Source organism: Paracoccus marinaquae (assembly GCF_018860165.1).
Taxonomy (GTDB): Bacteria; Pseudomonadota; Alphaproteobacteria; order Rhodobacterales; family Rhodobacteraceae; genus Paracoccus; species Paracoccus marinaquae.
Genome location: NZ_JAHKNG010000004.1, coordinates 74,683 through 93,254, shown reverse-complemented (window position 1 = coordinate 93,254; position 18,572 = coordinate 74,683). Strand labels below are relative to the sequence as shown.

Sequence of the window (18,572 nt, the reverse complement as noted above, 5' to 3'; positions counted from 1 at the left end):
CATCGACGACGCTGATCGGAACGGCCCTGATGATCTGGAGGCGGCGTCTGCTGTGGTCCCCGACGGCCGCGCAGCCAGCCTGACGGGTCAGGCGATCCGCCACGAAAAAGGGCGCCCCATTGGGACGCCCCGATGCAATGCAGTGAACGAATCAGGCCGCGCGCGACAGCAGCACCTCTTCGACGCGCTTCTGGGCCGCGCCCTCGTCCACACCGCTGACGGCCGCAACCTCGCGGGTCAGGCGATCCAGCGCCGCCTCGTACAGCTGACGTTCGGAATAGGATTGCTCGCGCTGATCGTCGTTGCGGTGCAGGTCACGCACCACCTCGGCGATCGACATCAGGTCGCCCGAGTTGATCTTCTGGTCATATTCCTGCGCCCGCCGCGACCACATGGCGCGCTTGATCCGGGCCTTGCCCTTCAGCGTATCCAGCGCCCGCGCGATCAGGTCCGGGGTGGACAGGCCACGCATGCCGATCTCGGTGGCGCGCGCGGTCGGCACGCGCAGGGTCATCTTGTCCTTTTCGAAGGAGATGACAAACATCTCCAGCCGCAGCCCCGCGACCTCCTGCTCTTCGATCGAGACGATCCGGCCCACGCCATGAGCCGGATAGACGACGAAATCATCGGGGCGGAATTCGTTCTTCTTGGTCTTGGACATACGTGCTTCCTCTAGGTGGTGCCATTTCAAGGGCACAAAAGACCGCAAGCGGCGGCAGCCACCTTCGGTCCATCTTGATCTTTCGTATTTTCCGCGTGCCTGGCAGATAGCACGGGGCCAAAATTACGGCGCACAACCAACGGGCCTCTGACTCCCATCAGATGCGAAGAGAAATTGAACATAGCATAAATAAAGCGCCAGAAAAAGCGCCGTGATTCCCGCCCGGATCGGGCTGGGTCAAGCGGTTTTTGACTGAACGGTCAAGACATTAACGCCGCCAGTTCGTGACGCTTGGGTAACAATAGGGGCGAATCACCCTGCCCGAAGGCGGGTCCCGGGCCGGCTCAAAACCCGTTCAGTCGCCTTCGCCGGGCGCTTCCGAGAAGTATTTCTCCAGCTTGCCAGTGACGCCGTCCATCTCTTCGGCTGTCGGCAGCGGGTCCTTCTTCTGGGTGATGACCGGCCATTGCTCGGAGTATTTGCGGTTGAACTCGACCCAGGGTTCCATGTCGGGTTCGGTATCCGGGCGGATCGCGTCGGCCGGGCATTCCGGCTCGCAGACCCCGCAATCGATGCATTCATCGGGATGGATGACCAGCGTGTTTTCGCCCTCGTAGAAGCAATCCACCGGGCAGACCTCGACGCAGTCGGTATATTTGCACATGATGCAATTATCGGTGACGACATAGGTCATGGCGCGCTCCACTTCAATCCGCCGCGACAGTTACGCCCGGCGCGGCGATCATTCAAGGCCGCGGCTGCGGAAAAGACCGGCATCTCGACGCCGGGGACGGAAGGAGAACACCGGTTCCCGCCAGACCGGAATGCGGCGAATAGCGGTCCGCCGTCACCCGCCGCTCGGGCATGTCTCCGACCGCGCGTCTTCACCCAGTTCGCGATAGAGGGCCTGGGCTTCGACAGCGGGCCCCCGCCGCGTCCCGAGGGCCAGGATTTCGAGGCTGCGGACCCGGCCAAAGGCGGACACGACCAGCAGATCTCCGGGCTTCACCGCCCGGCCGGGCTTGCGGCAGGGCTGGCCGTTCAGGCGGATGCCGCCGCCCTCGATGCGTTCGGCGGCCAGCCCGCGCGACCTGAACAGGCGCGCATGGAACAGCCATTTGTCCAGCCTCAGCCCGGCGGCCTCGGCCACCGCGCTCACTTCTTGTCTTTAAGCGCCGCCAGCACCGCGAAGGGGCTGTCCGGGTCGGCCTTCTTCTCGGGGCGCGACGAGAAGGTCTTGGGGACCTGCTGCGGCTTGCCGCCCTTCTTCGGGCCACCCTTGCCGCGTGGCTTGCCGCCATCGCGGGGTTTTCCGCCCTCACGTCCACCCTCACGCTCACGCGCCTCGCGGCCCGGCTTGCCGCCTTCGGCGCGGCCCTCTTGCGCGGCGCCCTCGCGGCGCGGTCCGCGCCGCCCCTGCCCCTGTCCCTCACCCTGCGGACGGCGGTTGCCGCGCGGCTTCGGCGCCCAGCGGAAGGTATAGAAGACTTCCATCTCGGGCGCGGCCTCGCCCTCGGCGGGCACCTCGTCGGTCTCGCCGGCGGCCTCGGCCTCGGCGCGGCGCTTCTCGGCCTGCTCGGCCTCCCATTTCGCCCGCGTCTCGGCGGCAAGGACGCTTTCCTCTTCGGTCATCGGCGCATCCGACGCCTCGCCTTCGGGTGCGGGCTGGGGCGCCGGCGGCTCGGCCGCCTTGACCTTGGCACGCTCGCCGCGCTCGGCCGCGTAGCCGAGGCCCTGCATCAGCCCGGCGAACTGTTCCAGCGTCATGCCGGTGATTGACAGCATGTCGGGATTGGCCTCGAAGCCGCTGCGCGTGTCCTGCGTGCGCACCAGATCGGCCAGCCGTTCCAGCATGTCGATGCGGATCGCCCGCTCGCCGGCGGGGCGATAGCCCGACAGCGTATAATACCCGTCCGGCACCTCGGGGATATGCGGGATGGTCACCAACCCCGGCGGCGGGCTTTCGGGGAATTCGTCCAGACCCGCGGCCAGCGACCACAGCACCAGCCGCAGCCGGGTCGGCGCGGGCTTCAGCAGCGCCGGCATGAAGATGGTGAACTGACCGAAGCGGACGCCATGCTTGCGCAAGAGCCCGCGCGATTCCTGATCCAGCTCCTTCACCTCGGCGGCCACGCCCTCGCGCGGCAGCACGCCGAAGGCCTCGACCAGCCGGAAGGCAAATCCGCGCGCCAGACCGACCAGCGCCTCGTCCCTCTGCAGCGCCAGCAGCGGCTCGAACAGAGCCGCGACCTTGCGGTCGATGAAATGCTGCAACCGGCGCTGGACCTTCTCGGCGATCTCGGGGCCGGCGTCCTCATCGACGAAGACCTGAATGCCGGGATGCAGCGCATCCGCGCCCCTGACCAGCTTGCCCACGGCCGAGTTGCCCCACATCAGGCCGCCCTGCTCGGTGAAATCAAGCTCGGTATCGGGGGCGTTGTAGAAGCGGTCCGCGCGCAGGTGGAACTCTGGCTTCAGCGCCTCATAGCTGGCGCGGTTCAGCATCTTCGCCTCATCCGCGGTGGCTGTCTGATCCGGGCGGAAGCGGAATCCCTCCAGCCGGCCGGCGAATTCGCCCTCGACCGTCACATCGCCCTTGTCATTCACTTCGGCCACAAGGCTCTCCTTCTGCTTGAGCCGGCGCAGCAACACCGAGGTGCGCCGGTCCACAAATCTCTGGGTCAGCGCCGCATGCAGCGCATCTGACAGGCGGTCTTCTACAGCGCGAGTCTCGCCGCGCCAATGGCTTTCGTCCTGAACCCAGCCGCTGCGCTGCGCGACATAGGTCCATGTGCGGATATAAGCCAATCGCTTGGACAACGCATCAATGTCGCCATGGGTCCGGTCGATCCGCCTGACCGCGCGTTCCAGCCAGTCCGAGGGGATCGCGCCCTCCTGCAGAAAGCCGAAGATGCGGGCCAGAAGGCCGGTATGTTCGGTGGGCGAGATGCCGCGGAAATCCGGCACCCGGCAGACATCCCACAACAGCCGCACATCGCGGCCGCCCTGCACGCGGTCGCGGATCTCGGGCATCTCGCCCAGGGCTTTCAGCGCGTGCAGGTCATCGGCCTCGCGCCCGCGTGACAGCCATTCATGGCCCGAGGCGGATTCCAGCGACTTCACCAGCCGGTCCACCGTGCCGAATTCCAGCGCCGCGTTGCGCCAGACCAGCCGGCTGATCGGCTGGAACCGGTGGTTCTCGATCGCCTCGACCAGCCCGTCCTCCAGCACCCGCGCCTCGCCGGTGACCCCGAAGGTGCCGGGTTCCGTGTGCCGCCCTGCCCGGCCGGCGATCTGGCCCAGTTCGTGCGGGAACAGCGGTCGCACCCGGCGGCCGTCGAACTTGTGGGTGGCCGAGAAGGCGACGTGACGGATATCGAGGTTCAGCCCCATGCCGATGGCATCGGTGGCGACCAGGTAATCCACCTCGCCGGCCTGATACATGGCGACCTGGGCGTTGCGGGTGCGGGGGCTGAGCGCCCCCATGACCACCGCGCAGCCGCCCTTCTGGCGGCGGATCAGCTCGGCCATGGCATAGACATCATCGACCGAGAAGCCGACGATGGCGCTGCGCGCCGGCATCCGGCTGAGTTTCTTCGAGCCGGCCCATGACAGCGTGCTGAACCGCTCGCGCCGCTGGAACTGCACGCCCGGGACCAGCGCCGCGATGGCCGGGCGCATGGTGTCGCTGCCGAGCAGCAGCGTCTCGTGCAGCCCGCGCATGTTCAGCAGCCGGTCGGTGAAGACATGGCCGCGCTCGGGATCGGCGCAAAGCTGGATCTCGTCGATGGCGACGAAATCGGCGCCGATCTCGGGCATGGCCTCGGTGGTGGCGACCCAGTATTGCACCCGCTCGGGCACGATCCGTTCCTCGCCGGTGACCAGTGCCACGACCGACGGCCCGCGCGCCTTGACGATCCGGTCATAGACCTCGCGCGCCAGAAGCCGCAGCGGCAACCCGATGACGCCGGTGCGGTGCGCCAGCATCCGCTCGATGGCGTAATGCGTCTTGCCGGTATTGGTGGGCCCCAGAACGGCGGTGACCCGGCCTCTGTCTTGCACTGTCATGGCGTCAGATATCGGTGCCCCGGTCTTCCCGTTCCAGACGCTCGACCGCGTCGATGGCCTCCTGCTGGTTGGGATGGATGGCGAGGCTCTGGCGATAGGCGGCCAGCGCGCGGTCGGTTTCGCCCATTTCCTCCAGCATCGCGCCAAGCTGGGTCAGGGCGATGAAATGCCGCGGCTCAAGCTCCAGCGTGCGGCCCAGGTCGGCCGCCGCCGGCCCGTACTGGCCGGCCGTCGCATAGGCCGCGGCACGGGCCTGCCAGCCGGCGGCGAAACCGGGGGCATGATCGGTCAGCGCGGTCAGATGGCCGATGGCCGCTTCGGCATCGCCCTCGTCCAGGGCCTCCTCGCCGCGTTTCAGCAGCAGATCCATCGCCGCCGAGCCGGATTTCGACCATTCCCGCAGGATATCCGATTCGGCGATGCGCCATGCCTCGCCCTCGGGATCGGCAAGCTGCGCGAACAGCGCATCCATGTCGACCGCGTCCTGTGCCGACAGCGGCGCTGCGGGCGCGAAAACTGTTGCCAAAATGAACAAAATCGTCAGAACTCGACTGCGGGTTGCCGCAAGGACATGGTGGAAATGATGACGGTCCGGGCGCATATTTCCCCTGTAACCCAGCCCGCATGGCGGGCGCCAGACAAAGCGCGATGAAAGGAAGCAGATGAGCGATGTTGTGAAGGCCGCGGTCGAAAAACTGGGCGAGAAGATCGGCAGCTTTCCCTCGACGGCGAAATTCGTCATCGAGAACGAGGGCTCGCTGATGATCGACGAGAACGGCGTGCGCGCCGGTGACGAAGCCGCCGAAGTCACCCTGAAAGCCAATCGCGAAACCTTCGAGGGCATCCTTGACGGCAGTGTGAACCCCGCGACCGCCTTCATGACCGGCAGGCTGACCATCGACGGCTCGATGGGGATCGCCATGCAACTTGGACAGGCGCTGTCCTGACCCTCACGGTGAGCGAGCCCGCACCCTTCCATCAGCTGCCGGGCGACAGCAGCCGCCCGGCCAGCGCCTTCTGGGTCAGCGCCGATGACGGCATCCGCCTGCGACTTGCCCTGTGGCCCGAAAGCGCCGGATCGGCGCAGGGCAGCGTCCTGCTGTTTCCGGGCCGCACCGAATATGTCGAGAAATACGCCCCGATCGCGCAGCGCCTGAATGCCGAAGGGTATCATGTGCTGGCGATCGACTGGCGCGGACAGGGCCTGTCCGACCGGTTGCAGCCCGACCGCCGCCCCGGCCATGTCGGCGATTTCGCCGATTACCAGCGCGACGTGGTCGAGATGGTGGTTGCGGCGACCGAACTGGGCCTGCCCAGACCCTGGCACCTGCTGGCCCATTCGATGGGCGGCTGTATCGGCCTGACCGCGCTGCATGGCGATCTGCCGGTGGCCAGTGCCGTCTTTTCGGCGCCCATGTGGGGCATCAACCTGCGGCGGATGCCCCATGGGGTGGCGGTGGGTATCGCCTATCTGGCCGGCCGTCTGGGTCATGGCGGACGCTCGGCGCCGGGCAGCGGGGCCTCCGGCAACTACATGCTGGATGAGGCTTTCAGCACGAACCTGCTGACGCCCGACCCGGATGAATGGTCCCGGCTTCTGCGCGAAGCCGCCAGTTGGCCCGACCTGACCATCGGCGGCGCCAGCTTTCACTGGGTTTCGCAGGCGCTGAACGAATGTTCGCGCCTTGCCCGGCTGCCCTCGCCCGAACGGCCGATGACCGTTCTGTTCGGCAGCGAGGAAAAGATCGTCTCGATTCCGGCGATCCGCACCCGCGCGGCGGACTGGCCGGGCGCGGACCTTCTGGAACTGCGAAAGGGCCGGCACGAGTTGCTGATGGACGCGGACCAGCGCGAGAGTTTTTTCGAGGCCATGCTGGCCCGGTTCAGCGCCGCCTGAGAGGGGCGAAGCTCAGGGCTTCCCTGCCCCGCCCGGATCAGTTGTTGCCTATGCCGCGCGGCCCGGGCCAGCCACGCCCGGCAGGCGCAGCCGCACCCGCTTGATCCGGCGGGGATCGGCCTCGACGATCTCGAATTCAGCGCCCGAATCATGGGCGATGACCTCGCCGCGCAACGGCACCCGTCCGGCCAGCATGAATATCAGCCCGCCAAGCGTGTCCACCTCATCCTCGTCGTCGCCATCGGTCAGCCGCAGCCCGGTCTCGGCCTCGACCTCGTTCAGCGGCGCGCGGGCCTGGATCAGCCACTGGCCGGGCTTGTCCAGAACCCACAGCCCGCCCTCGTCCTCGTCATGTTCGTCCTCGATCTGGCCGATCACCTGTTCGATCAGATCCTCGATCGTCACCAGCCCGTCGACCCCGCCATATTCGTCGATGACCAGCGCCATGTGCATGCGCTTCTGCTGCATCTGCTGCAGCAGAACCCCGATCGGCATCGAGGGCGGGACGTAGAGGACAGGCCGCAGCATCGGCCGCAGGGTGAACTTGCCGCCCTGCCCGAAGCCGTGCTTCAGCGCCAGATCCTTCAGGTGGATCATGCCCAGCGGGCTGTCCAGCGTGCCGCGAAAGACCGGGATGCGCGAGAAGCCGTGTTCGCGGAACATCTCGACCAGATCATCCAGCGTCACGCTCAGCGGCGCGGCGATGATCTCGACCTTGGGGATGGCCACGTCATCGACCCGCAGCCGGCGCAGGTTGATCATGCCGGGCGCGGGCTGGGCCACCGGACCGTGCGGGGCGCCCCCGTCCCCGCCATTCTCGTCCGATCCGGTCAGGGCATCGAAGAAACGTCCGAAAAAACCGCGCGAGCCGGGCAGGTCGCGCCCGTCCCCGCCGACGCCGTCGGCAGGGGCTGCCGCATCATCGCCAAGGGACTGTTCGGGTAATCGGGGTTCGGAGTTCATCGCACCTTCTCTTGCCAGGTTTCGGGCTCTTGATAGGGATCGGCAATCTGCAGGCCGTGAAGGATCGCCCGCTCGGTCGCCTCCATCAGTTCGGCATCGGCGTCGTTCAGGTGATCATAGCCCAGAAGATGCAGCGTGGCATGGACCAGCAGATGCGTCACATGATCGGCGACGGGCTTGCCCTGCGCGCGGGCCTCGGCCTCGCAGGTCTCGTAGGCGATGGCGATATCGCCCAGTTCGTCCTCGTCGGGCAGATCGGGGCGGGTGCCGGCGTCATGCGGCACATGCTCGACCGCGGGCCAGGACAGCACGTTCGTCGGCTGCGGCTTGCCCCGGAAATCGGCGTTCAGCGACGCGATGCGGGCATCATCGCAGCCCAGCACCACGACCTCGCCGCCGATGCGATGCCAGCGGAGCGTCGCGGTGACGGCGCGCAGGGCCAGCGCCTCGAGCCCGGCCGTCTCCCATCGGTCGTCCTCGATGACGCAATCGGCGGATATCTCGTCAGGCATCGTTTCGCATTGCGCGGCGCGGCACATATCCACCGCGCGCCTCCCCGGTTTCGCCGCGCGCCAGGGCCGCGGCATCCTCGGCGTCATAGGCGTCGATGATGCGCGCGACAAGCGGGTGGCGCACGACATCCTTGGCGGTGAAATAGCTGAAGCTGATGCCCTTGACGCCCGACAGGATCCGCTCGGCGTCGGACAGGCCCGACTGCATGCCGCGCGGCAGGTCGATCTGGGTGCGGTCGCCGGTGATGACCATGCGCGAGCCCTCGCCCAGACGGGTCAGGAACATCTTCATCTGCATCTGGGTGGCGTTCTGCGCCTCGTCCAGCACCACGAAGCTGTTGGCCAGCGTGCGCCCGCGCATGAAGGCCAGCGGCGCGATCTCGATGCGCTTTTCCTCGATCAGCTTCTGCATCTGCTTCGAGGGCAGAAAGTCGTTCAGCGCGTCATAGAGCGGCTGCATGTAGGGATCGACCTTCTCCTTCATGTCGCCGGGCAGAAAGCCCAGACGCTCGCCCGCCTCGACGGCAGGGCGCGACAGAACGATCCGGTCGACATGCCCGCCGATCAGCATGGTGACGCCCACGGCGACGGCGAGATAGGTCTTGCCGGTGCCGGCCGGGCCGATGCCGAAGGCCAGTTCATGTTCGAACAGCGAGCGCACATAGGCCTTCTGTGCCTCGGTCCGCGGCTCGACCGATTTCTTGCGGGTGCGCAGCTCGTAATTGCCGGCGGCGAACATCTCGATCTGGCCGCTGGGGCTGGTGTCGGCATCGGCGTCGATGCCCATGCGCAGCGCCGCCTCGACCTCGGCCATGCTGACCGGCCGGCCCTGTTCCAGCCGGGCATAGAGCCCGCGCAGCAACTGCGCCGCCTCGGCCTGCGCCTCGGGGCCGCCGACCACGGCCAGTTGGTTGCCGCGCCGCAGGATATGGATGCCAAGCGCCTCCTCGATGCGGGCCAGATGCCGGTCATTGGCCCCACACAGGTCGATCAGCAGCCGGTTGTCGGGAAATTCCAGCAGGGTTTCGCCCGGATGGGTCGCGTCGGGGGGCGTTGGGGTCAGGCCCAAAGTATTCTCCAGCGTGGTTCTCTGCCCTCTATGGTGGCGATCCGAGAGGATTCGCACAAGATCATGTTCAAGGATTATCCCGCAATCAGATGCCGGTGCGGCGGAATTCGCGCGGCGCGGACGGATCACATCGGCGCGCGACCGAGGAAGTCGGCAAGCGGTACGGCGTCCTGCATCGCCTCCACCGTCCCCTGCCAGGTGATATGGCCGTCCTGCAGCATCGCCACCCGGTCGCCGATGGCGCTGACCGAATCCATGTCATGGGTGATGGTGATGGCGGTCGCCCCGGTCTCGTCGACGATGCCCCGGATCAGCCCGTTGATGCGCCGGGCGCGGATCGGATCGAGGCCGGTCGTCGGCTCGTCGAAGAAGATCACCGCCGGATCGTCGGCGATGGCGCGGGCGAGACCCGCCCGCTTGGCCATGCCGCCCGACAGTTCGGCCGGCATCAGATCGGCGGTTTCCGGGCCCAGCCCGACGCGCGCCAGCTTGTCGATGGCGATGGCGCGGGCCTCGCGGTCGGGCATGCGCTGGCGCAGGCGGAAGCCGACATTCTGCCAGACGCTGAGGCTGTCGAAGAGCGCCGCCCCCTGGAACAGCATGCCGAAATGGCGCAGGAAATCCCGCCTTGTGCCATGGTCCAGCGGCCGTCCCTGCCAGAGGATCTGCCCCGCATCCGGCTGCTCCAGCCCGAGGATGCATTTCAGCAGCACCGACTTGCCCATGCCCGACTGGCCGATCACGCACAGGCTTTCGCCCGGCGCGACCCGCAGATCGATCCCGTCCAGCACCGCCCGCGCCCCGAAGGATTTTCTCAGGCCCCGTGTCTCGATCATCGGAAGAACAGCCCGGTCAGCACGAAATTCGCCCCGAGGATGGCGACGGCGGCGGCGACCACGGCGGATTTCGTGGCCCGGCCCACACCCTCGGCGCCGCGGCCGGCATGCATGCCGAACCAGCAGCCGCTGACCGCCACGATCAGCCCGAAGGCCGCGCCCTTGATCAGCCCCGAAATCACGTCCCAGCGTTCCAGATAGGCCCAGCTGTTCGACAGGTAGGTGGTCGAATTGAACCCCAGCGACTGCGTGCCGACCAGCCAGCCGCCCATGATGCCGATGCTGTCGCCGACCGCCACCAGCACCGGCACGGTCAGCATCGCCGCCCAGAGCCGTGGCGTGACCAGCCAGCGCATCGGATCGGTCGACAGCGTCACCAGCGCGTCGATCTGCTCGGTCACCTTCATCGTGCCGATCTCGGCGGCGATGGAACTGGCGACGCGCGCGGCCACCATCAGCCCGCCAAGAACCGGCCCCAGTTCGCGCACCATGCCGATGGCGACGATGGCGGGCACCACATCGCCGGCCTGAAACCTCGCGCCGCCCGAATGGATCTGCAGGGCCAGTGCCGCCCCGGTGAACAGCGCCGTCAGCCCCACCACCGGCAGCGACAGCCAGCCGATCTGCACAAGCTGGGTCAGGAAGACGCGCGGATAGACGGGCGACAGGCGAAAGAGGCCGCGCAGGGTGAACAGGCTGACCGCGCCGATGGCACGCAGCGCCCGCAGGGTCAGCCGTCCGGTCAGCCGGATGGGGTTCACAGATAGGTCCGCTCATAGCGCTGCCCCAGCGAGGTCAGCACTTCATAGCCGATGGTCCCGGCGAAACCGGCCAGCCGGTCGATGGGCTGCTCAGGACAGATCAGGTCCAGTGCCGCCGGAACGCTGGCCAGCCCGGTCACGTCCGCGGTGATGAGATCCATCGACACGCGGCCGACGACGGGACAAGCCAGGCCATCGGCATACAGGCAGACACCACTCGACGACAGCGCCCGCGGGATGCCGTCGGCATAGCCCGCCGCGACCGTGGCGATGCGGCGCGGGGACTCGGCGCTCCAGGAGGCGCCGTAGCCCACAAATTCGCCGGGCCTTACCTCGCGCGTCTGGATCACCGGCAGCGACAGGCGCACGACCTGCCGCGCCCCGGCGAAGGGCAGGCCGCCGTAAAGGCCCACGCCCGGCCGCACCAGATCGAAGTGATAATCCGGCCCCAGCAGGATGCCGCCGGTCGCGGCCAGCGACCGCGGCACCGCGCAGCCCTCGGTCATCGCGCGGAAGGCGGCCAGTTGCGCGGCATTGGCGGGATCATCCGGCTCGTCGGCGCAGGCCAGGTGCGACATGATGAAGCGCGGCCCCGCGCCGCGATCGGCCGCCAGCGCCTCGGCCCGGATCGCGGCCCATTCCGCCGCCTCCATCCCCAGCCGGTTCATGCCGCTGTCCAGCTGGATCGCGAAGGGCTTGCCCCGGCGCATGGTGCGGTCGCGGAAGAACTGTTCGGCACTGTTCAGCACCGGGACGAGGCCGGCCAGATCCTCGCCCTCCATATGGCCGGACAGCACGCAGATCGCCGCATCCTCGGGAAGATGGGGGCGCAGCGCCCTGCCCTCGCCGGCCAGCGCGACGAAGAAATCCCGCGCGCCTGCATCATACAGCGCCCGCGCCACCCGCGGCGCGCCCAGCCCGTAGGCATCGGCCTTGACCACCGCCGCCGCGCGGGCGCCCGGCGCCTGCGCGGCCAGCGCCTTCCAGTTGGCCACGATGGCCCCGATATCGATCTGCAATCCCATGCGGATGGCTTGCCCCCGGCCCCGCCCGGCGTCAAGAGGGCTCGCGCCGGCCATGATTTCGCAGCTTTGCAATTTGCGCGCGATTGCGGCGACATAGTTTGCAAATTTTCCCGATTTTTCTTTTCCGTGACAGCGTCTCAAGCTAATTTGCCGCAACTTTACCGGGAGGCTTGCCATGAAGGACATTCTGCAGGAGCTGGAGCGTCGTCGGGACGAGGCGCGGCTTGGCGGCGGACAGCGTCGCATCGACGCCCAGCACAAGCGCGGCAAGCTGACCGCCCGCGAACGGATCGACCTGCTGCTGGACGAGGGCAGCTTCGAGGAGTTCGACATGTTCGTCGCCCATCGCAGCACCGATTTCGGCATGGAGGCGGAACGCCCCTATGGCGACGGCGTGGTGACCGGCTGGGGCACGATCAACGGTCGCATGGTCTATGTGTTTTCGCAGGATTTCACCGTCTTCGGCGGCTCGCTGTCGGAAACCCATGCCCAGAAGATCTGCAAGATCATGGACATGGCGATGCAGAACGGCGCCCCGGTGATCGGGCTGAACGATTCGGGCGGCGCGCGGATTCAGGAAGGGGTGGCCAGCCTTGCCGGCTATGCCGATGTGTTCCAGCGCAACATCATGGCCTCGGGCGTGATCCCGCAGATCTCGGTCATCATGGGCCCCTGCGCGGGCGGCGCGGTCTATTCGCCGGCCATGACCGATTTCATCTTCATGGTGAAGGACACGTCCTACATGTTCGTCACCGGCCCCGACGTTGTGAAGACCGTGACGAACGAAGTGGTGACCGCCGAACAGCTTGGCGGGGCAAGCACCCATACCAGGAAAAGCTCGGTCGCCGATGGCGCCTTCGAGGATGATGTCGAGGCCCTGTCCGAAATTCGGCGGCTGTTCGACTTCCTGCCGCTGAACAACCGCGACAAGGCGCCGGTGCGGCCCTTCTTCGACGACCCGGCCCGGATCGAGGACAGCCTCGACACGCTGGTTCCCGACAACCCGAACCAGCCCTATAACATGAAGGAACTGATCGGGAAGGTCGCCGACGAGGGCGATTTCTACGAGATTCAGAAGGATTACGCCGGCAATATCATCACCGGCTTCATCCGCATCGAGGGCCAGACCGTCGGCGTCGTCGCCAACCAGCCGATGGTGCTGGCCGGCTGCCTCGACATCGACAGTTCGCGCAAGGCCGCCCGTTTCGTGCGCTTCTGCGATGCCTTCGAGATCCCGATCCTGACCTTCGTCGACGTGCCGGGCTTCCTGCCGGGCACCGGGCAGGAATATGGCGGCGTCATCAAGCACGGCGCGAAACTGCTGTTCGCCTATGGCGAGGCGACCGTGCCGAAGGTCACCGTCATCACCCGCAAGGCCTATGGCGGCGCCTATGACGTCATGGCGTCCAAGCATCTGCGCGGCGATTTCAACTATGCCTGGCCCACGGCGGAAATCGCGGTGATGGGCGCCAAGGGTGCGGTCGAGATCCTCTATCGCAGCGAATTGGGCGACACCGACAAGATCGCGACCCGGACCCGCGACTATGAGGACCGCTTTGCCAATCCCTTCGTCGCCGCCGAAAAGGGCTTCATCGACGAGGTGATCCAGCCCCGCAGCACGCGGCGCCGGGTGGCCCGCGCCTTCGCCAGCCTGCGCGGCAAGAAGCTGTCCAATCCCTGGAAGAAGCACGACAACATCCCCCTGTAAGCTGCGGATTTCCATGATGACGCACCTTCGCGCGAATGATGCAGCGCCGCCACAGGGGCGCGGCTATTCGTCCCGGCGCCGCCGGGGCGGCTGTCTGGACATGCCGGCGACGGCTATCATCGCCCCCGGGTCGGCCCGTCAAGAGGCCGGTCCGGAATTGAGCAGCCGGGCGCATTCCCGCCCGCATGACAGGAGCATGATACAATGTCGAAGAAACTCATTCTCGGCCTCGTGCTGGTCGCGGCTTTCGCCGCCTGCCAGCGCCAGCAGCCCGAGGTCGAGGTCTATAGCGCCCCCATCGATCCGGTCACGACCGAGCCGACCTATCAGGGCAAATACGGCGGCTGACGCCGCCGCTTCTCCGCGCGGGCGCCATGATCGCCCGCGCGGACCGAGCCTCTGCGGGGGGCGAGTGCCATGCTGAAGCATCGCGGCTTTCCCGGGCGCCTTCCGGGCACCGATTTCCAGTTCACCATCCGCCGCGAGAACCGCAAGAAGGGCGCGACCCCGATCGCCCGGCGCGAGCGGTTCCGCGACCGCAAGCCCGCCGACCGCCGCGCCGATGCGGGCTTTCTGGCCGCGCTGATCGCGCATTTCGGCGACGAACCCTTCGCCCGCGGCAATCTGGATGCCGGGCGCCTGTCCTGGCTGATCGGCCGCGAGGTCAGGCCGGTCGGCGAGTTCGATCCGGCCGATTACGACCAGTTGCTGCAGGTTGACATGGCCGCCGCCGAAGCCTCGTTCCCCGAGCTTTTCACCACCGACGGACAGCCGGATTTCGGCTGGGAGGATGACGGCTGGGACGACGACGAGGCGGAGGACCGGTGATGGGCGGTTTGTTGCTTGGCGCCCCGCTGTCACGGCCATGTCAGTTTGACTATGGTCGGGCTCGTGCAATATTGCCTGCGCATTCGCAACAACTGGCCCTGAATTGGGCCGAAGATACAGGCACGATCACATGCAGACTTCACTTTTCGCCCGCCTTGCTGGTGTCACCCTCGTTGCAGCCGGCCTCTCGGCCTGCGCCCCCGGCTACCAGACCGGCCTCTCGCCCGACGCCCAGCGTGCTGCCGGTGGCGCCGTCGCCGGTGCCGTCATCGCCGAAGTGCTTGATGAAAACGTGGTCGCCGGTGCGGCTCTCGGTGCTGCGGGCGGCGCGCTTTGCGACGACGCCGGCGTTTGCCAGCGCCGCTACTGAGCGACAGCCCCGCGCTGAACCAGTCCGGGCAGCTGCGCGTTGCGTAGCTGCCACGAAAACAACAGGATCAGACCCATGCCCAAGGCATTTGCCCTTGCCGCAGTTCTCGGCGCGACCGCGCTGGCAGGCTGCACGCAGAACATCAATCCGACCGACACCGACCGCGCCCTCATCGGTGCGGGCGCCGGTGCGGTCATTGCCGATCTGGCCGGTGAAAACGTCATTGCCGGCGCGGCCCTCGGCGGAGCCGCCGGCGCGCTGTGCAACGACGTGCGCCTGTGCGAATAGCCAAGATCTGACCGGCGCGCCCTGCGCGCGCCGCCATCTTTCCACGACCGTCTGCGACCGTCCGGCCGCAGGCGGTTTTTTCATGTCTTCCGACCGGAGGTAGCCCATGTTCAAGAAGATCCTGATCGCCAACCGGGGCGAAATCGCCTGCCGCGTCATCAAGACCGCCCGCAAGATGGGCATCAAGACGGTCGCCGTCTATTCCGACGCCGACCGCAACGCGCTGCATGTGAAGATGGCCGATGAGGCCGTCCATATCGGCCCGCCCCCCGCGAACCAGTCCTATATCGTGATCGACAAGATCATGGAGGCGATCCGCCAGACCGGGGCCGAGGCGGTCCATCCGGGCTATGGCTTTCTCAGCGAGAACATGAAGTTCGCCGAGGCGCTGGAAAAGGCGGGCGTGGCCTTCATCGGCCCGCCGGCCACGGCGATCGAGGCGATGGGCGACAAGATCACCTCGAAGAAGCTTGCGCAGGAAGCGGGGGTCTCGACCGTTCCGGGCTATATGGGTCTGATCGCCGATGCCGAGGAGGCGGTGAAGATCTCGGGCCAGATCGGCTATCCGGTGATGATCAAGGCCAGCGCCGGCGGTGGCGGCAAGGGCATGCGCATCGCCTGGAACGAGCAGGAGGCGCGCGAGGGCTTTGAATCCTCGAAGAACGAGGCGGCGAACAGCTTTGGCGACGACCGCATCTTCATCGAGAAATTCGTGACCCAGCCGCGCCATATCGAGATTCAGGTGCTGGCCGACAGCCTCGGCAATGCGGTCTATCTGCACGAGCGCGAATGCTCGATCCAGCGCCGCAACCAGAAGGTCATCGAAGAGGCACCCTCGCCCTTCCTTGACGAGGCCACGCGCAGGGCCATGGGCGAACAGGCGGTCGCGCTTGCCAAGGCAGTGGGCTATACCAGCGCCGGCACGGTCGAGTTCATCGTCGACGGCCAGAAGAACTTCTACTTCCTCGAAATGAACACGCGCCTGCAGGTCGAACATCCGGTGACCGAGTTGATCACCGGCGTCGATCTGGTCGAACAGATGATCCGCGTGGCCGATGGCGAGGCCCTGCCGTTCCAGCAATCCGATCTGAAGATCAACGGCTGGGCGATCGAGTCGCGCCTCTACGCCGAAGATCCCTATCGCGGCTTCCTGCCCTCGATCGGCCGGCTGACCCGCTATCGCCCGCCGGCCGAGGTCGCGGACAAGGCCCATGTCGTCAGGAACGATACCGGCGTCTATGAGGGCGGCGAGATCAGCATGTTCTACGACCCGATGATCGCCAAGCTCTGCACCTGGGCGCCCGGCCGCGGCGAGGCCATCGAGGCGATGCGGGTAGCGCTGGACGAATTCGAGGTCGAGGGGATCGGGCACAACCTGCCCTTCCTGTCGGCGGTGATGGATCACCCGAAATTCGTCGCGGGTGAGATGACCACCGCCTTCATCGCCGAGGAATATCCCGACGGGTTTGCCGGCGTCACCCCGCCCGACTCCGAGGCGGTCCGCATCGCGGCGGCGGCTGCCGCCATGCATCGCGTGGCCGAGATCCGCCGCAGCCGGATCAGCGGGCGGCTGGACAATCACGAACGCCATGTCGGCGAGAACTGGGTCGTCTTCGTCGCCGGGCGTGACCTGCCGGTGCGGATCCGCGCCGACCGCGAGGGCGCGACGGTCCTGATCGAGGGCCGCGACCTGCGCGTCGAAAGCCAGTGGCGGCCCGGCCAGTCGCTGGCCCGGCTGATGGTCGACGGCGCGCCGCTGGTGCTGAAGGTCGACCGCATCGCCGCGGGCTATCGCCTGCGCACCCGCGGCGCCGATCTGAAAGTCCATGTCCGCCGCCCGCGCGCCGCCGAACTGGCCCGGCTGATGCCCGAGAAGGTCGCCCCCGACACCTCGAAATTCCTGCTCTGCCCGATGCCGGGTCTGGTGGTGAAGATCAACGTCGCCCAGGGCGACGAGGTGCAGGAGGGACAGGCGCTGGCCACGGTCGAGGCGATGAAGATGGAGAACATCCTGCGCGCCGAGAAGAAGGGCGTGGTGAAATCCGTCAATGCCGAGGCCGGCCAGAGCCTTGCCGTGGACGATGTGATCCTGGAGTTCGAATGATCCGACCCGTCGCCCCTGCGCCCGCATCGCACCGGCCGTTCCCGGCGGTTTCGGGCCGGCGCATGGGCGCGGCTTTCTCCGGCGCCGCCGATCGGCGTCCGGTCGCGCCCGCCGGTATCCGCAGGTAGCGCCGATGCCGCCGCTGGACCCCTATCTCAGTCCACAGGCGCAGCAGGCGGTCATCGCCGGGCTGTTTCTGGCCGTGGGCTGGTGGGTGGTGGCGCTGCAGAACCGCAGGCGCGATGCCAAGCTGCGCCAGCACCGGGTCCGCGATGTCCAGCGGGCGCTGTTCGCCGAAATCCGGGCGAATGTGGCCGCCCTGCAGCGCGAGGAACTGGAACATTACGGCGAGGCCATTGCCCTGCGGATCGAGGAAAAGCCGGGCTATTTCCCGACCATCCCGACCGAAGCGAACGATGCGATCTTTCGGGCCATTGTCGGGGATATCCACGTCCTGCCGCGCGACACGATCGACCCGATCGTGCTGTATTACCGCCAGTTGAACGTCATCGGCGCGGCGATTGCCGATCTTCGGGTGCTGGATATCGACAGGATCGGCCCCGAACGCGCGGCTGACCTGTATCGCGACTATATCAATTTCAGGCTGGAGGCGCTGGAACTGGGCGAGGATGCGATGATCGCCATCGCGCGGGATATCGACGGAACCGGGCGCAGCGCGGCACCCGCGAATGTCAGTAACCCGGGCGCGGCCCCGTCCGGCCCAGGATCGGTGTGACGCCCATGATACGTTCGGCTTCCTCGATCAGGGCAGAACGGGCCGCCCGCAGGTCCTTGTCCAGAATGCGTGGACGGCTGGGACGGGCCTGCGCCTCGCGCGGCTCGGCCTGCGAGGGGGTGGGACGCGTGATGCGGATGCGCTTCGGATCGGCCATGATCGTCTCCCTTGTCTGCGACAATATGGGGCCTGACGGCTGCGATTGCAATCAGGGCGTCACGCCGGCCCTGCCGATTTCCTGCCGGCGCAGCGGGAACTTGTCGATGGCGCGGCTGATCTCGCGCACGTCCCAGGGCAAGGGCTTGCGCAGCTTTACCTGCCCGTCCTTGTCCATGATCACCAGCGAAAATCCGCGCGGATGCAGCTGGCGGCGCCATGCGCTGTTCGCCGCCGGATCGGCATCGGCGATCACCACCACGTCGCGCTCGACCAGCATGTCGGGCCGGCTGCGCAGCGCCTGCATCTGCTCGCGGAAGGCCGGATCGTCAGGCGTTTCGGCAAAGACAACGACGGGGCGCGCCTTCCACAGGAAATCGTCCGGCGCGACCTCGCCGGCGGCATATTCGACCAGTTCGGGCCGCGCGGGCTCGGGCGCGGCGGCGGCGGGCAGGTCTTCCGGGCTCATCGGCACCGATGGCGCGGCCTCGGCCGGGCTGGGCGGAGGCGCTTCGCGCGCCGGCCCCATGGCGGCCAGCGCCATCACGAAAATCAGGAATTTCAACTTCATCGGCACCTCATCCTCAGCA

Annotated in this window: 22 protein-coding genes; 9 read left to right on the top strand and 13 right to left on the bottom strand. The window is 67.1% G+C overall.

The window, feature by feature from the left end; translation table 11 throughout:
* Positions 1-151: 151 nt before the first annotated feature.
* From KNW02_RS04020 to KNW02_RS04000, 5 genes are all read right to left on the bottom strand, one after another.
* Positions 152-661, bottom strand: coding sequence for a CarD family transcriptional regulator (locus tag KNW02_RS04020; protein WP_216031984.1), 510 nt, complete (start codon positions 659-661; stop codon positions 152-154).
* Between the two features lie 355 nt (positions 662-1,016).
* Positions 1,017-1,355, bottom strand: coding sequence for a ferredoxin FdxA (gene fdxA, locus KNW02_RS04015; protein ID WP_216031983.1), 339 nt, complete (start codon positions 1,353-1,355; stop codon positions 1,017-1,019).
* A 153-nt stretch (positions 1,356-1,508) separates the two neighbouring features.
* Positions 1,509-1,820, bottom strand: a complete 312-nt coding sequence (locus KNW02_RS04010) for an RNA-binding S4 domain-containing protein (protein ID WP_348524677.1) — start codon at positions 1,818-1,820, stop codon at positions 1,509-1,511.
* On the bottom strand, positions 1,817-4,723 hold the full coding sequence (locus tag KNW02_RS04005; protein WP_431356739.1) for a helicase-related protein: 2,907 nt from the start codon (positions 4,721-4,723) through the stop codon (positions 1,817-1,819). The genes KNW02_RS04010 and KNW02_RS04005 overlap by 4 nt, the downstream gene beginning before the upstream one ends.
* A gap of 10 nt (positions 4,724-4,733) precedes the next feature.
* The gene (locus KNW02_RS04000) at positions 4,734-5,201 is read right to left on the bottom strand and encodes a tetratricopeptide repeat protein (protein WP_216031981.1); all 468 of its coding nucleotides are present in this window, start codon (positions 5,199-5,201) and stop codon (positions 4,734-4,736) included.
* Between the two features lie 190 nt (positions 5,202-5,391).
* On the opposite strand from KNW02_RS04000, the gene KNW02_RS03995 reads away from it, so the two are divergent.
* Both KNW02_RS03995 and KNW02_RS03990 read left to right on the top strand, forming a co-directional pair.
* Positions 5,392-5,676 carry an SCP2 sterol-binding domain-containing protein gene (locus tag KNW02_RS03995; RefSeq protein WP_216031980.1) on the top strand — a complete coding sequence of 95 codons (285 nt, stop codon included), beginning with the start codon at positions 5,392-5,394 and terminating at the stop codon, positions 5,674-5,676.
* Between the two features lie 8 nt (positions 5,677-5,684).
* Positions 5,685-6,626: an alpha/beta fold hydrolase gene (locus KNW02_RS03990; RefSeq protein ID WP_216031979.1), complete on the top strand. Its 942-nt coding sequence runs from the start codon at positions 5,685-5,687 to the stop codon at positions 6,624-6,626.
* Between the two features lie 48 nt (positions 6,627-6,674).
* Here the strand turns inward: KNW02_RS03990 and KNW02_RS03985 are convergent, their stop codons facing one another.
* The 6 genes from KNW02_RS03985 to alr all read right to left on the bottom strand — a co-directional run bounded on the left by KNW02_RS03985 (position 6,675) and on the right by alr (position 11,792).
* On the bottom strand, positions 6,675-7,589 hold the full coding sequence (locus KNW02_RS03985) for a hemolysin family protein (RefSeq protein ID WP_216031978.1): 915 nt from the start codon (positions 7,587-7,589) through the stop codon (positions 6,675-6,677).
* Entirely contained in the window at positions 7,586-8,101 is a 516-nt protein-coding gene (gene ybeY / locus KNW02_RS03980) for an rRNA maturation RNase YbeY (RefSeq protein ID WP_216031977.1), read from the bottom strand. Before ybeY ends, KNW02_RS03985 begins: the two co-directional genes overlap by 4 nt.
* Complete coding sequence (locus KNW02_RS03975; RefSeq protein ID WP_216031976.1) at positions 8,094-9,170, bottom strand: PhoH family protein; 1,077 nt, start codon at positions 9,168-9,170, stop codon at positions 8,094-8,096. The genes ybeY and KNW02_RS03975 overlap by 8 nt, the downstream gene beginning before the upstream one ends.
* A gap of 125 nt (positions 9,171-9,295) precedes the next feature.
* Positions 9,296-10,006: an ABC transporter ATP-binding protein gene (locus KNW02_RS03970; RefSeq protein ID WP_216031975.1), complete on the bottom strand. Its 711-nt coding sequence runs from the start codon at positions 10,004-10,006 to the stop codon at positions 9,296-9,298.
* Entirely contained in the window at positions 10,003-10,767 is a 765-nt protein-coding gene (locus KNW02_RS03965) for an MlaE family ABC transporter permease (protein WP_216031974.1), read from the bottom strand. The genes KNW02_RS03970 and KNW02_RS03965 overlap by 4 nt, the downstream gene beginning before the upstream one ends.
* On the bottom strand, positions 10,764-11,792 hold the full coding sequence (gene alr / locus KNW02_RS03960) for an alanine racemase (RefSeq protein ID WP_216031973.1): 1,029 nt from the start codon (positions 11,790-11,792) through the stop codon (positions 10,764-10,766). Before alr ends, KNW02_RS03965 begins: the two co-directional genes overlap by 4 nt.
* A 175-nt stretch (positions 11,793-11,967) precedes the next feature.
* Between alr and KNW02_RS03955 the strand changes: the two genes are divergently transcribed.
* The 7 genes from KNW02_RS03955 (at position 11,968) to KNW02_RS03925 (ending at position 17,826) form a co-directional block, all read left to right on the top strand.
* Positions 11,968-13,500: an acyl-CoA carboxylase subunit beta gene (locus tag KNW02_RS03955; protein WP_216031972.1), complete on the top strand. Its 1,533-nt coding sequence runs from the start codon at positions 11,968-11,970 to the stop codon at positions 13,498-13,500.
* A 204-nt stretch (positions 13,501-13,704) separates the two neighbouring features.
* Positions 13,705-13,848 carry a hypothetical protein gene (locus KNW02_RS03950; RefSeq protein WP_216031971.1) on the top strand — a complete coding sequence of 48 codons (144 nt, stop codon included), beginning with the start codon at positions 13,705-13,707 and terminating at the stop codon, positions 13,846-13,848.
* Positions 13,849-13,917: 69 nt separating this feature from the next.
* Positions 13,918-14,328: a hypothetical protein gene (locus KNW02_RS03945; protein WP_216031970.1), complete on the top strand. Its 411-nt coding sequence runs from the start codon at positions 13,918-13,920 to the stop codon at positions 14,326-14,328.
* Positions 14,329-14,458: 130 nt separating this feature from the next.
* A complete protein-coding gene (locus KNW02_RS03940) occupies positions 14,459-14,698 on the top strand; it encodes a hypothetical protein (RefSeq protein ID WP_216031969.1) in 240 nt (79 codons plus the stop codon).
* A gap of 75 nt (positions 14,699-14,773) precedes the next feature.
* Entirely contained in the window at positions 14,774-14,986 is a 213-nt protein-coding gene (locus tag KNW02_RS03935) for a YMGG-like glycine zipper-containing protein (RefSeq protein WP_216031968.1), read from the top strand.
* Between the two features lie 106 nt (positions 14,987-15,092).
* On the top strand, positions 15,093-17,090 hold the full coding sequence (locus KNW02_RS03930) for an acetyl-CoA carboxylase biotin carboxylase subunit (protein WP_216031967.1): 1,998 nt from the start codon (positions 15,093-15,095) through the stop codon (positions 17,088-17,090).
* Positions 17,091-17,223: 133 nt separating this feature from the next.
* The gene (locus KNW02_RS03925) at positions 17,224-17,826 is read left to right on the top strand and encodes a hypothetical protein (protein WP_216031966.1); all 603 of its coding nucleotides are present in this window, start codon (positions 17,224-17,226) and stop codon (positions 17,824-17,826) included.
* Here KNW02_RS03925 and KNW02_RS03920 read toward each other — a convergent pair.
* The gene (locus KNW02_RS03920; RefSeq protein ID WP_216031965.1) at positions 17,783-17,983 is read right to left on the bottom strand and encodes a hypothetical protein; all 201 of its coding nucleotides are present in this window, start codon (positions 17,981-17,983) and stop codon (positions 17,783-17,785) included. The genes KNW02_RS03925 and KNW02_RS03920 overlap by 44 nt on opposite strands.
* 51 nt (positions 17,984-18,034) lie before the next feature.
* Positions 18,035-18,553: a DUF4174 domain-containing protein gene (locus KNW02_RS03915; RefSeq protein ID WP_216031964.1), complete on the bottom strand. Its 519-nt coding sequence runs from the start codon at positions 18,551-18,553 to the stop codon at positions 18,035-18,037.
* Between the last annotated feature and the right edge of the window lie 19 nt (positions 18,554-18,572).